At 71.9% G+C, this 13,179-nt stretch carries 10 protein-coding genes and 1 tRNA gene; 5 read left to right on the forward strand and 6 right to left on the reverse strand.

What is annotated here, in order from left to right; genetic code table 11:
* Positions 1–48: 48 nt before the first annotated feature.
* Positions 49–1,806, reverse strand: coding sequence for an SDR family oxidoreductase (locus ACFV46_RS24765; RefSeq protein WP_385499722.1), 1,758 nt, complete (start codon positions 1,804–1,806; stop codon positions 49–51).
* Positions 1,807–2,074: 268 nt separating this feature from the next.
* On the opposite strand from ACFV46_RS24765, the gene ACFV46_RS24770 reads away from it, so the two are divergent.
* From ACFV46_RS24770 to ACFV46_RS24790, 5 genes are all read left to right on the forward strand, one after another.
* The gene (locus ACFV46_RS24770; protein WP_376727692.1) at positions 2,075–3,052 is read left to right on the forward strand and encodes an ABC transporter ATP-binding protein; all 978 of its coding nucleotides are present in this window, start codon (positions 2,075–2,077) and stop codon (positions 3,050–3,052) included.
* Positions 3,042–3,974 (forward strand): ABC transporter permease, encoded by a 933-nt coding sequence (locus ACFV46_RS24775; protein WP_361928296.1) that lies wholly within the window; start codon positions 3,042–3,044, stop codon positions 3,972–3,974. Before ACFV46_RS24770 ends, ACFV46_RS24775 begins: the two co-directional genes overlap by 11 nt.
* A complete protein-coding gene (locus ACFV46_RS24780; protein ID WP_361928298.1) occupies positions 3,971–4,882 on the forward strand; it encodes an ABC transporter ATP-binding protein in 912 nt (303 codons plus the stop codon). The genes ACFV46_RS24775 and ACFV46_RS24780 overlap by 4 nt, the downstream gene beginning before the upstream one ends.
* 9 nt (positions 4,883–4,891) lie before the next feature.
* Positions 4,892–5,611, forward strand: coding sequence for an ABC transporter permease subunit (locus tag ACFV46_RS24785; protein WP_055620998.1), 720 nt, complete (start codon positions 4,892–4,894; stop codon positions 5,609–5,611).
* 261 nt (positions 5,612–5,872) lie between these two features.
* A tRNA-Ser gene (locus ACFV46_RS24790) sits at positions 5,873–5,957 on the forward strand.
* Positions 5,958–6,114: 157 nt separating this feature from the next.
* On the opposite strand, the gene ACFV46_RS24795 is transcribed toward ACFV46_RS24790, so the two are convergent.
* The 5 genes from ACFV46_RS24795 to ACFV46_RS24815 form a co-directional block, all read right to left on the reverse strand.
* On the reverse strand, positions 6,115–6,906 hold the full coding sequence (locus tag ACFV46_RS24795; RefSeq protein ID WP_385499782.1) for an HAD family hydrolase: 792 nt from the start codon (positions 6,904–6,906) through the stop codon (positions 6,115–6,117).
* A 65-nt stretch (positions 6,907–6,971) separates the two neighbouring features.
* Positions 6,972–8,249 carry a serine--tRNA ligase gene (serS, locus tag ACFV46_RS24800; protein WP_385499724.1) on the reverse strand — a complete coding sequence of 426 codons (1,278 nt, stop codon included), beginning with the start codon at positions 8,247–8,249 and terminating at the stop codon, positions 6,972–6,974.
* Positions 8,250–8,812: 563 nt separating this feature from the next.
* On the reverse strand, positions 8,813–9,745 hold the full coding sequence (gene pheA / locus ACFV46_RS24805) for a prephenate dehydratase (RefSeq protein ID WP_385499726.1): 933 nt from the start codon (positions 9,743–9,745) through the stop codon (positions 8,813–8,815).
* 134 nt (positions 9,746–9,879) lie between these two features.
* Complete coding sequence (gene efeB / locus ACFV46_RS24810; RefSeq protein ID WP_385499728.1) at positions 9,880–11,193, reverse strand: iron uptake transporter deferrochelatase/peroxidase subunit; 1,314 nt, start codon at positions 11,191–11,193, stop codon at positions 9,880–9,882.
* Positions 11,194–11,201: 8 nt separating this feature from the next.
* Entirely contained in the window at positions 11,202–13,172 is a 1,971-nt protein-coding gene (locus ACFV46_RS24815) for a copper resistance CopC/CopD family protein (protein WP_385499729.1), read from the reverse strand.
* Positions 13,173–13,179 lie beyond the last annotated feature (7 nt).

Genomic DNA, 13,179 nt, shown 5'->3' on the forward strand with positions numbered 1-13,179 from the left:
AACGGCCGCCGGAGCCGGGGGTGTTGGGAGACGGAACCGGCCACCGGCCTACAGTCGCGGCCGTACGCGCGCGATCCTGCGCAGCGCTCTCGGGGCGAACCGCGCCAGCAGATACGACGCGCGGGCCTCCGGCGTCACCGGGACCACCGCGTCACCCCGCACCACCGCCCGCAGGACGGCGTCGGCGACCTTCTCCGCCGGGTAGTTCCGCAGGCCGTACCAGCGCGCCGACCGCTTCCGGAGCCGCCGCTCCTCCTCGGCGTCCACCCCGGCGAAGCGCGCGGTCGAGGTGATCGGCGTGTTGACGAACCCCGGGCAGATCGCCGTCACCCCGATGTCCTGTCCCGCCAGCTCCGCGCGCAGGCACTCGCTCAGCATCAGCACGGCCGCCTTGGAGGTGCTGTAGGCGGGCAGCGCCCTCGACGGCTGGTAGGCGGCGGCCGAGGCGACGTTGACGATGTGGCCGCCCTGCCCCCGCTCGGCCATCTGCCTCCCGAACAGCCGGCAGCCGTGGATGACGCCCCACAGATTGACGTCCAGGACCTGCTTCCAGTCCTCCGGGGTGGTGTCGAAGAAGGAGCCCGCCAGACCGATCCCGGCGTTGTTCACCAGGACGTCCACCACGCCGTACTCGGCGGCGACCTTCGCGGCCAGCTTCTCCATGGCCGGCCCGTCGGAGACGTCGGCCGTCTCCGCCCAGGACGCGGGCGCGCCCATCAGCCGGGCCGTCTCGGCGGTCGTCGCCGCGGACTCGGCGTCCCGGTCCACGGCCACCACGCGGGCCCCGGCCTCGGCGAACGCGTACGCCGTCGCCCGCCCGATGCCGCTGCCCGCGCCGGTGACCAGCACCAGCTGCCCGGCGAAGCGGTCCACGTGTTTCCCGGTCGCCGGAGCCTCCTCGGGCCGCCCGTCCTCCACCGACGTCACGAACTCGGTGATCCAGCCGGCCAGCCGGTCGGGGCGCGTGCGCGGTATCCAGTGCCGGGCGTCCAGGGTGCGCCGGATCAGCCGCGGCACCCACTGCTCCAGACCGTCGTACAGCCGCTCCGACAGGAACACGTCCCCGAGGGGCGTGATGAGCTGGACGGGCGCGTGCGCGTAGGCGTCCTCGCGCGGGCGGCGCAGCCGCGCCCGGACGTTGTCCCGGTACAGCCACGCCCCGTGGGCCGCGTCCGAGGGCAGGGACGGGGTGGGGTAGCCGTCGCCGGACACCTTCTCCAGGCGCTCCAGCATCCGCGGCCAGCGCCTGCCGAGGGGGCCGCGCCAGGCCAGCTCGGGCAGCACCGGCGTGTGCAGCGCGTACACGTACCAGGACTTGGCGCCCTGCCCGAGCAGCTGCGCGAGCCGGCGCGGGGTAGGACGGCGCAGGCGCCCACCGATCCAGTGGCCGAAGTGGTCCAGGGACGGCCCCGACATCGAGGTGAAGGACGCGATGCGGCCCTCGGTACGCCCGACGGTGGCGAACTCCCAGCCCTGCACCGAGCCCCAGTCGTGCCCGACGAGATGCACCGGCCGGTCCGGGCTGACGGCGTCCACCACGGCCAGGAAGTCGTCCGTCAGCTTCTCCAGCGTGAACCCGCCGCGCAGCGGCCGGGGCGCCGTGGACCGGCCGTGCCCCCGGACGTCGTACAGCACGACGTGGAAGTGCCCGGCCAGCCGCTCGGCGACCTCGGACCACACCTCCTTGCTGTCCGGGTAGCCGTGCACGAGGACGACCGTCGGCCGTGCGGTGTCGCCCAGCTCGGCGACGCACAGCTCGACCCCGCCGGTCGCCACCCGGCGCTCACGCGCACCCTGAAGGGTCACTTCTCCTCCGCCCTGCACCCGGCCCCCGCACCCTCCGGTCGCCGTACGTGCCCGTAACGTGACACCCGCGAATCTGACACCTGTTGGAGATCGCGTCAACAGGGTCACCGGGCGCCTGTGGAAAAGCCGCACGATGGGGAAAATCAGGGCCAGGCCCCTTCGACCTCAGGGTGATCCCCAGGGCCGAGTAGTCCTGGAGTCTGACCCCGAAACAGCTCTGCGGGGTGACGACCGGCGTGGTGCGGGTCACTACCTTCGTGGTGTGACTGTGATCGCGACCGAAAGCCTGAGCAAGCGGTTCCCCCGGGTGACCGCGCTTGACCGGCTGACCATGGACATCGGGCCCGGGGTGACCGGACTCGTCGGGGCCAATGGAGCCGGCAAGTCCACCATGATCAAGATCCTGCTGGGTCTGTCCCCCGCGACCGAGGGCCGTGCCGAAGTGCTCGGACTCGACGTCGCGACCAAGGGCGCCGCCATCCGCGAGCGTGTTGGCTACATGCCCGAGCACGACTGCCTGCCGCCCGACGTCTCGGCCACCGAGTTCGTCGTGCACATGGCCCGCATGTCCGGCCTGCCGCCGACCGCCGCGCGCGAGCGCACCGCCGACACCCTGCGCCACGTCGGCCTGTACGAGGAGCGCTACCGCCCCATCGGCGGCTACTCGACGGGCATGAAGCAGCGCGTCAAGCTCGCGCAGGCGCTGGTGCACGACCCGCAGCTGGTCTTCCTCGACGAGCCGACCAACGGCCTCGACCCGGTCGGCCGCGACGAGATGCTCGGCCTGATCCGGCGCATCCACACCGACTTCGGCATCTCGGTCCTGGTCACGTCCCATCTGCTGGGCGAGCTGGAACGCACCTGCGACCACGTCGTCGTCATCGACGGCGGCAAGCTCCTGCGCTCCAGCTCCACCACCGACTTCACCCAGACCACCACCACCCTCGCCATCGAGGTCACCGACAGCGACGAGCACCCGGACGGCACCCGCGCGGTGCGCGACGCGCTCCACGCGCGCGGGGTCGACGTCCTCGACGGCAGCGCCGGCCTCCCCGGTGCCGGGCACATCCTGCTGCTCACCGCGGAGGGCGACGAGACGTACGACCTGGTGCGGGACGTCGTCGCCGACCTCGGCCTCGGACTGGTCCGCATGGAGCAGCGCCGGCACCACATCTCCGAGGTCTTCCAGGACGGCGAGCAGACCGCCGACGCACAGCGGAAGGAGGCGGTCGGCCATGGCGGTTGAGCAGCCCACACGGACACCGGCCCCGCAGCCGGGTGACCAGACCCGGATCCACAACATCGGCTACCGCAGCTACGACGGCCCGCGCCTGGGCCGTTCGTACGCCACCCGCTCGCTGTACTCGCAGTCCCTGCGCGGCGCCTACGGCCTCGGCCGCTCGGTGAAGTCCAAGGTGCTGCCGATGCTGCTGTTCGTGGTGATGTGCGTGCCCGCGGCCATCATGGTGGCCGTCGCGGTCGCCACCAAGGCCAAGGACCTTCCGGTCGACTACACGCGCTACGCGATCATCATGCAGGCCGTCATCAGCCTGTACGTCGCCTCGCAGGCACCCCAGTCGGTCTCCCGCGACCTGCGCTTCAAGACCGTGCCGCTGTACTTCTCGCGGCCCATCGAGACCGCCGACTACGTCCGGGCGAAGTTCGCCGCCCTGGCCTCCGCGCTGTTCATCCTGACCGCGGCCCCCCTGCTGGTGCTGTACGTGGGCGCGCTGCTGGCCAAGCTGGACTTCGCCGACCAGACCAAGGGCTTCGCGCAAGGACTCGTCTCGGTGACCCTGCTCTCCCTGCTGTTCGCCGGCATCGGCCTGGTCATCGCATCGGTCACGCCGCGCCGCGGCTTCGGCATCGCCGCCGTGATCGCCGTCATGACCATCTCCTACGGCGCGGTCTCCACGCTCCAGGCCATCGCCGACGCGCAGAGCCTCGGCGAGGAGGGCGGCAGCGGGGCCATCGCCTGGATCGGGCTGTTCTCGCCCGTCACGCTCATCGACGGCGTGCAGTCCGCCTTCCTCGGCGCGACCTCGGCGTTCCCGGGCGGGGTCGGCCCCAGCACCGGGGAGGGCGTCGTCTACGTCGTCGTCGTCCTCGGCCTGATCGCCGCCGCCTACGGCCTCCTGCTGCGCCGCTACAAGAAGGTGGGACTGTGACCACGCTCCAGATCGACCACGTCTCCCGCTGGTTCGGCAACGTGGTCGCCGTCAACGACATCACCATGACGATCGGCCCCGGCGTCACCGGCCTCCTCGGCCCGAACGGCGCCGGAAAGTCCACCCTCATCAACATGATGGGCGGCTTCCTCGCCCCCTCCACCGGCACCGTCACCCTCGACGGGCAACCCGTCTGGCGCAACGAGGCCATCTACCGGCACATCGGCATCGTCCCCGAGCGCGAGGCGATGTACGACTTCCTGACCGGCCGCGAGTTCGTCGTCGCCAACGCCGAACTGCACGGGCTCGGCGCCAAGGCCGCCCAGAAGGCGCTCGCCACCGTCGAGATGGAGTACGCGCAGGACCGCAAGATCCAGACGTACTCCAAGGGCATGCGCCAGCGCGTGAAGATGGCGAGCGCCCTCGTCCACGACCCGTCGCTGCTGCTGCTCGACGAGCCGTTCAACGGCATGGACCCCCGCCAGCGCATGCAGCTGATGGACCTGCTGCGCCGCATGGGCGACGAGGGCCGCACCGTGCTGTTCTCCTCCCACATCCTCGAAGAGGTCGAGCAGCTCGCCTGGCACATCGAGGTCGTGGTGGCCGGACGGCACGCGGCCAGCGGCGACTTCCGCAAGATCCGCCGCCTGATGACCGACCGCCCGCACCGCTACCTGGTGCGCTCCAGCGACGACCGCGCTCTCGCGGCGGCGCTGATCGCCGACCCGTCGACGTCCGGCATCGAGGTCGACCTGGCCGAGGGCGCGCTGCACATCCAGGCCGTCGACTTCGGCCGGTTCACCGCCCTGCTGCCCAGGGTGGCGCGCGACCACGGCATCCGCCTGCTCACGGTCTCGCCGTCCGACGAGTCCCTCGAGTCCGTCTTCTCGTATCTGGTCGCGGCGTAGGAGGCCAAGATGTACGACCCCACAGTCGCCCGGCTCACCTATCGAGCCCTGCTCGGCCGGCGCCGGGCCCTCATCCTGGGCGCGCTGCCGCTGCTGCTCATCGTGATCGCCGTGGCCGTCCGCGGTCTCGCGGGAGCCGACGACCAGACCGCGTCCGACCTGCTCGGCGGGCTCGCGCTCGCCACCATGGTGCCGATCATCGGCGTCATCGCCGGGACCGGCGCCATCGGCCCCGAGATCGACGACGGCTCGGTGGTGTACCTGCTGTCCAAGCCGGTGAAGCGGCCCACGATCATCTTCACCAAGCTGATCGTCGCGATCGCCGTGACGATGGTGTTCTCGGCGCTGCCGACGTTCGTCGCGGGCTTCATCCTCAACGGCAACGGCCAGCAGATCGCCGTCGCGTACACGGTGGCGGCCCTCGTCGCCTCCATCGCCTACGCCGCCCTGTTCCTGCTCCTCGGCACGGTCTCCCGGCACGCCGTGGTCTTCGGCCTCGTCTACGCCCTCGTCTGGGAGGCGCTGTTCGGCTCCCTGGTGCCGGGCGCGCGCACCCTGAGCGTCCAGCAGTGGTCGCTGGCGGTGGCGGAGAAGGTCGCCGGCGGTGAGATGGTCACCTCGGACGTCGGTCTGACGACGGCCACGGTGCTGCTGGCGCTGGTGACCGTGCTGGCCACCTGGTACGCGGGCCAGAAGCTGCGCTCCCTGACCCTCGCCGGCGAGGAGTGAGCGCGGCCCGGTTTATTCGGTGGCGCCCAAGTCGGCGTCCCGGCACCATGGTTGTGCCGAGGACGCCGGCCGGGTCCGGCGCCACCGTCTGGGAGAGGAGCTGAGCGATGTCCCTGCACGACAGTCCGTTCAGCTCCCGTCAGGGCGGCCCGCGGCGGGTTCCGGTGTAGTTACCCCACCGTCGAGCCCGCTTCCGCAGGGGAGTCGCCCGGGGCGGCCGCTTCGAGCACGCGATGTCGCTCTCGCGTGGGCCGCCCACCCGGAGGATTGGCCGAGAGGTAAGGCACCGGCTTGCTAAGCCGTGGTCGGGGGAGACCCCGCGCACGTTCGATCCGTGCATCCTCCGCGAGACGTTGTCACTGGGACTGGGCCGGGTGAGCCGTGGGGCTCGGGCTGCGGTCGGCCGGCTGCGGGTCGGTTGTGGCCGGTCGCGCAGTTCCCCGCGCCCCTTGGGTGGGACCGGTTGCCCGTGCAGGCGCTTCCAGGTGACCGGGTGCGGACGGTCAGCCGAGTAGGCGCTCCAGGACCACTGCGATGCCGTCCTCGTCGTTCGACGTCGTGACCTCGTCCGCGATCGCCTTGAGCTCCGCGTGGGCGTTGGCCATGGCCACGCCGTGGGCGGCCCACGCGAACATCGGGATGTCGTTCGGCATGTCGCCGAAGGCGATCGTGTCCGCGGCCTTCACGCCCAGCCGGCGGGCCGCCAGGGACAACCCGGTCGCCTTGGACAGCCCCAGGGGCAGCAGCTCCACGATGCCCTCACCGGCCATCGCCACCGTGACGAAACCGCCCGCCGCCCGGCGGGCCGCCTCGGCCAGCTCGTCGTCCGACAGCTCGGGGTGCTGTATGTAGATCTTGTTGAGCGGGGCGCTCCACAGGTCGGACGCGTCCGTGAGCGGCGTCGAGGGCAGCGTGCCCGTGAGCGCGTACCCCGGGCCGACGAGTACGTCCCCGTCCAGGCCGTCCCGGCTCGCCGCCAGGTACAGCGGGCCGACCTCGGCCTCGATCTTGGCCAGCGCGACACCGCCGAGCTGCCGGTCCAGCGTCACGGACGTCAGCAGCCGGTTCTCCCCGGCGTGGTACACCTGCGCGCCCTGCCCGCACACCGCGAGGCCCTGGTAGCCCAGGTCCTGAAGGATGTGGCGGGTCCACGGGACGCCGCGGCCGGTGACGACGAGGTGCGCGGCACCCGCCTCGGTGGCCGCGGCGAGCGCGTCACGGGTGCGCTGTGACACCGAGTCGTCGGAGCGCAGCAGCGTCCCGTCGAGATCGGTCGCCACTAGCTTGTACGGCAGACCGCCGCGGCCGGCCGGGAGACCGGCCGCGGAGCCCTCGGTGTCGTCGGCGCAGGCGGTGCCGCTCACTTGGCCACCGGCTCCAGGACCTCGCGGCCGCCCAGGTAGGGGCGCAGGACCTCGGGGACCCGGACGGAGCCGTCGGCCTGCTGGTGGTTCTCCAGCAGGGCCACGATCGTGCGGGGGACGGCGCACAGGGTGCCGTTGAGCGTGGCGAGCGGCTTGACCTGCTTGCCGTCACGGACGCGGATCGACAGGCGGCGCGACTGGAACTCGGTGCAGTCCGAGGTGGACGTCAGCTCGCGGTACTTGCCCTGCGTCGGGATCCACGCCTCGCAGTCGAACTTGCGGGCCGCCGAGGAGCCCAGGTCGCCCGAGGCGACGTCGATGACGCGGAACGGCAGCTCCAGCGACGTCAGCCACTGCTTCTCCCAGTCCAGCAGACGCCGGTGCTCGGCCTGGCTGTCCGCCGGGTCGACGAAGGAGAACATCTCCACCTTGTCGAACTGGTGCACGCGGAAGATGCCCCGGGTGTCCTTGCCGTGCGAGCCGGCCTCACGGCGGAAGCAGGGCGAGAAGCCCGCGTACCGCAGGGGCAGCTGGTCGGCGTCGAGGATCTCGTCCATGTGGTACGCCGCGAGGGCGACCTCGGAGGTGCCGACCAGATACAGGTCGTCCTTGTCGAGGTGGTAGACGTCCTGGGAGGCCTGCCCGAGGAAGCCGGTGCCGGCCATGGACTGCGGGCGCACCAGCGCGGGCGTCAGCATGGGCGTGAAGCCGGCCGCGGTGGCCTGGGCGATCGCCGCGTTCACCAGGGCGAACTCCAGGAGGGCGCCCACGCCGGTGAGGAAGTAGAAGCGGGAGCCGGAGACCTTGGCGCCGCGCTCGACGTCGATCGCGCCGAGCAGGGAGCCGAGCTCCAGGTGGTCCTTAGGCTCGAAGCCCTCGGCGGCGAAGTCGCGGATCTCGCCGTGGGTCTCCAGCGTGACGAAGTCCTCCTCGCCACCGACCGGCACGTCGGGGTGCACGAGGTTGCCGAGCTGGGCCAGCAGCTCCTGGGTCTCGGCGGCGGCGGCGTCGCGCTCGGCGTCGGCGGCCTTGACGTCGGCGGCCAGCTGGCTCGCCTTCTTCAGCAGCTCCGCCTTCTCGTCCCCGGACGCCTTCGGGATGAGCTTGCCGAGCTGCTTCTGCTCGGCGCGGAGTTCGTCGAAGCGGACGCCGGACGACCTGCGCCGCTCGTCGGCGGACAGGAGGGAGTCGACGAGCGCGACGTCCTCTCCACGGGCGCGCTGCGAGGCGCGCACTCGGTCGGGGTCCTCACGGAGCAGGCGAAGGTCAATCACGTGCCCCAGGCTACCGGGGCACGGCAGGAGCCCACGACTCACTATTCCGAAACACGGCTTACGTCGCGTTATGGGGGAATTGCGAGCCCTGTCAATAAAGTGCGGCCGGCTCCCTGGAAGAAGCACTTGCGGGGCGGGCCGTTGACTGGATTCCCTTGCGGGGAGCGGGACTTGAGGGGCTCTTGTCCACAGGGATCCCCAGGCTCCGAAAAGTTATCCACAGGCTGTGTGGAAAAACTGTGGATGTCGGAATCGATCACTCCGCAACATGGCGATCACGTCGAAGATTCCCAGGACAAACCCACCTCACCCGCACCTCTGGAGGGAAAGTGGTCGCCTCAAAGGATGGCGCAAGGGAAAAGGGTGGACGAAGGGTGATGTGCGCGGAGGTGGACAGGGAGAGGTGCAGGGGACCGATTTGTCGACAGACTCACCCTTGTCTGTCGACTTGTCCCCAGGTCGAGAAGCGGACCTGTGGAAAACTCCTGTGGATAACGACTATCAGCAGGTAGGACCGGTCGAGGACGGACGATGCCGCTGTGCCCGGCTCACCCCTGCGTCGTTCAGAAGCGCCCGTCCTGGCAGCGCGCCAACCAGTCCGCCGCCGCCACGAACTCCTCGTCCGACGTCCCGAGGCGCGGCCGCTCCACGTCCGACGGCGTGAGGTCCGCCCGCGGGTACGAGCCCAGGAACCGCACCTGCAGACAGATCCGCTTCAGCCCCATCAGCGCCTCGGCGACCCGGCGATCGGAGATGTGCCCCTCGGCGTCGATGCAGAAGCAGTAGTTGCCGATGCCCGCGCCCGTCGGACGGGACTGGAGCAGCATCAGGTTGATCCCGCGGGTGGCGAACTCGCCGAGCAGGTCCCGCAGCCCACCGGGATGGTCGTCCCGCTGCCACAGCACCACCGACGTCTTGTCCGCCCCGGTCGGCGCGGCGGGCCGGGCGGGCCGGCCGACCAGCACGAACCGCGTCTGCGCGTTCTCCGCGTCGTGGATCCCCGTCTCCAGTGCCACCAGGCCGTACCGGGCGGCGGCGAACTCACCGGCGAAGGCGGCGTCGTACTGGCCCTCCTGGACCAGACGCGCGGCGTCCGCGTTCGACGCGGCGGACTCCCAGTGGGCGTCCGGGAGGTTGTTCTTCAGCCAGTTGCGCACCTGGGGCTGCGCCGCCGGATGAGCGGAGACCGTCTTGATGTCCGACAGCTCGGTTCCCGGCCTGACCAGCAGCGCGAAGGTGATCGACAGCAGCACCTCGCGGTAGATCATTAGTGGCGCGCCCGCGACCAGCTCGTCGAGCGTGGTCGTGATGCCGCCTTCGACGGAGTTCTCGATCGGCACGAACGCGGCCTCCGCCTCGCCGACGCGCACGGCGTCGAGCGCGGACTGCACGGAGACGTACGGGATCAGTTCCCGGGTCGCGGCCTCGGGAAGCGTGCGCAGGGCGACCTCGGTGAAGGTGCCCTCGGGGCCCAGATAGGCATAGCTCGCTGGCATGTCCTCACCCTAATGGGCCTGACGAAACCGGGCGTGCGCCTTCGTGCCCGGCCACCCGCGAGGGCGACCCCGCTCCCGGCGCACGGCCACCCCGCTCCCGGCGCACGGCCACCCCGCTCCCCGCGCCGGGCTCCTCACCCCTCCAGCAGCCGCTGTCCCACGTACTCCCCCTCGGCCGCGCCGCCCGGCACCGCGAAGAGGCCGCTCGCCTCGTGCCGGATGTACCGCGACAGCGCGTCGCCCCGGTCGAGCTTGCGCTGGAGGGGGACGAAGCCGCGCAGCGGGTCGGCCTGCCAGCAGATGAAGAGCAGACCGGCGTCCGGCACCCCGTCGGCGTCGATGCCGTCGTGGTACGAGAAGGGCCGGCGCAGGATCGCCGCCCCGCCGTTCTGGTCGGGCCGGGTGATGCGCGCGTGGGCGTTGAGGGGGACGACCAGGTTTCCCGCCTGGTCCGTCTTCTCCAGGTCCATCTCGGTCGTCTCGGTGCCGCCGGTCAGCGGCGCCCCGTCGGCCTTGCGGCGCCCGATGACGTCTTCCTGCTCCTTGACGGAGAGCTGCTCCCAGTCGTCGAGGAGCATCCGGATCCGGCGTACGACGGCGTAGGAGCCGTTCGCCATCCACGCCGGGTCCTGCGAGCCGGACTCCGGGACGAAGATCCGCCGGTCGAAGTCGGCGTCCGCCGGTTTCGGATTGCGGGTGCCGTCCACCTGGCCCATCAGGTTGCGGGCTGTCATGGGGTGCGCGGTGGCGCCGGGGGACCGGTTGAAGCCGTTCATCTGCCAGCGGACCCGGGCGGCCCGGCCGGCGTCCTTCTGGATGGCCCGCAGCGCGTGGAAGGCGACCAACGCGTCGTCGGCGCCGATCTGCACCCACAGGTCGCCGTTGCCGCGTGTCTTGTCCAGCCGGTCGGAGGAGAACTCAGGCAGCGGGTCCAGCGCGACCGGGCGCTGCTTCTCCAGACCGGTGCGGGCGAAGAAGCTGTGCCCGAATCCGAAGGTGATCGTCAGGGAGGACGGCCCGGCGTCCAGGGCGACCCCGGTGTCCTCCTGCCGGGCGGCCTCGCCCGCCATCAGCCGCCGTGCCGTCTCCGACCAGCGGCGCAGCAGTGCCGCCGCCTCCTTGCGCCCGGCGCCCGCCGCCAGGTCGAAGGCGACGAGATGACCACGGGCCTGGAGCCGCTGCACGATGCCGGGCTGATGTTTCCCGTGAAACATCACCTCTCCCGCTCCCAGCGAGCTGAGCGGGGTCGCCCCGGCCGGACGGGCGGCGTATCCGGCCGCCCCGCCCGCCGCGCCCAGCACCAGGCCGGTCGCCCCGGCGGTCCCGAGCAGCCGGCGCCGCGAGAACCCGCCCGTGGCCGGGCCCCCGGTCGCGCCCCCCTCGGGGGCCTCGGGGGCGACGGCGTCGGCCTGCCTGCGGCGGGCCTGGGGGAGGGACTGGTCGGTCATGGTGCGGTTCAGCCGATCTGCGCGTTCTTGGAGACGGTCGCCTGGTCGACGTCGGAGGTGCGCACGGTGACGGCGACCTTCCAGTCGCCGGCCATCGGGATCTGCACCCCGCTCGCCGACCAGTGTCCGGTGGAGATGTGGTCCGGGACGACGGGCAGCGGCCCGATGTCCTGCTCCTCCAGGGTGAAGGCGATCTTCACCTCGGGGACGTCGAAGGCACGCCCGTTGGGCCGCAGCACGTAGACGTGCATCTCGTTGGAGCCCGGGCGGGCGGGATCGAGGTCGATCCGTACGACGCCCTTGCCGTCTTCGCCTCCGGTGTCGAAGGACATGTCCAGGGTGAGCGCCCCGGCGGCGTTCGCGTCCTCGGTCGCGGACGAGGTGGCCGCCGCGGCCTGCTCCTCGGTACGGCCCGGCTCGGTCGACGTCAGCATGGTCGTGACGGCGAGCAGGGCGACGGCGACAGCCGCCTCGGCGAGCACCGAGCGGCGCAGCCCGAAGCGGTTCGGGTCGGCGTCGCGCTCCCGCTTGCGCCGGGCGGTGTCGATGGCGGCCCGCTGCCGGGCGAGCTGCGCGGCCCGCTCGGAGTCGCCGTCGGAGCCGTCGATGCCGGCGGAACCGGCCCCGGCGGCGGCACCGGTCTCAGGGGCACCCTTCGCCGTGGCGGACGCACCGGCGCCGGCGGAGACGTGCTCCTTCTCGGCCTTGTCGTCCTCGTCCTCCGTCACCGTCTCGGCGTCCGCCCCGCCGGACTGCGCCAGCCGTGCCGTCCACCGGCGCGATATCCACGCGATGCCGACCAGCAGCACCACGAGCCCGATCTTGACGAGCAGCAGCTGCCCGTACCGGGTGCCGGTGAACGCCGACCACGACCCGAGCTGCCGCCAGGACTGGTAGACGCCGGTCGCGACGAGCGTCAGCACGCTGCCGAACGCCAGCTGCGAGAACCGCCGTACGGCCGCCGCGTCCAGGGGGGTCTCCGCGGGCGCCCGGTACAGGGCCACCAGCAGCGCGGTCAGCCCGCCCAGCCAGCCCGCGACGGCCAGCAGGTGGAGCACGTCGACCGGCATGGCCAGCCCCGGCTGGAGCCCGGTCGAGGCGTGCTCGGACATCGCCCAGCTCGCCGCGAGCCCCGCCGCGACGACGGTCCCGCCGATCGCGAGCCCGAAGGTGAGGTCCCGCTTCTCCTCGTCGTCCCGCTTGTCGTACGCCCCGAACAGCACCGCGATGAACAGCGCCGCCGCGGCGAGCAGCAGCAGCCGTGAGACGAGGGCCGCGCCGGTCTTGGTCTGGAGGACCTGCCCGAGCAGGTCCAGGTCGAAGATGTCGCCGACCTTCCCGCTGCCGGTGTAGGAGCCCCGCACGAGCAGCAGCCCGAGCGTCGCCGCCGTCAGCGCGAGCCAGCCGGACACCACGAGCCGCTGCATCGACCGCACGGCCGTCCCGCGCCGCCAGCAGCCGAGCACGAACGCGGCGCCGCCGACGAGGACGATGAACCCGGCGTACGACACGTACCGGCCGAAGCCGTAGAGCACGCCGACGACCCCGCCGCCCGCGGTCTGCCCGTCGACGGAGACGGAGGTCCGCGAGGGCGCGCCGATCGAGAAGGTGTAGGCCCCGGCGACGGGATGGCTGTCCTCGGACACCACCTGGTAGGTGACGGTGTACGTGCCGTCGGGCAGGCCGCCGTGCAGCTTCACGGCGTAGGTCGTCCCGCCGGTGCCGGCGGGGTCGCCGCGGTCCACGCGCTTGCCCTTGGGGTCGAGGACCCGCAGGGAGTCGTCGGACAGGGCGACCTTCTCGGAGAAGGTCAGCGAGATCTGCTGCGGCGCCTTGTCCACCACCGCCCCCTGCCGGGGGTCGCTGCCGGTCAGCGCGGCGTGCGCGGAGACCGGGCCGGCGCCGGCGAGGAGCAGGCCGGTGGCGGCCAGGAGCAGCAGCACCAGTGTCCGGACCCGGGGGGCGATGGTTGACGTCAAGGCGATC

The sequence above is a fragment of the Streptomyces sp. NPDC059852 genome, assembly GCF_042731455.1.
GTDB lineage: Bacteria > Actinomycetota > Actinomycetes > Streptomycetales > Streptomycetaceae > Streptomyces.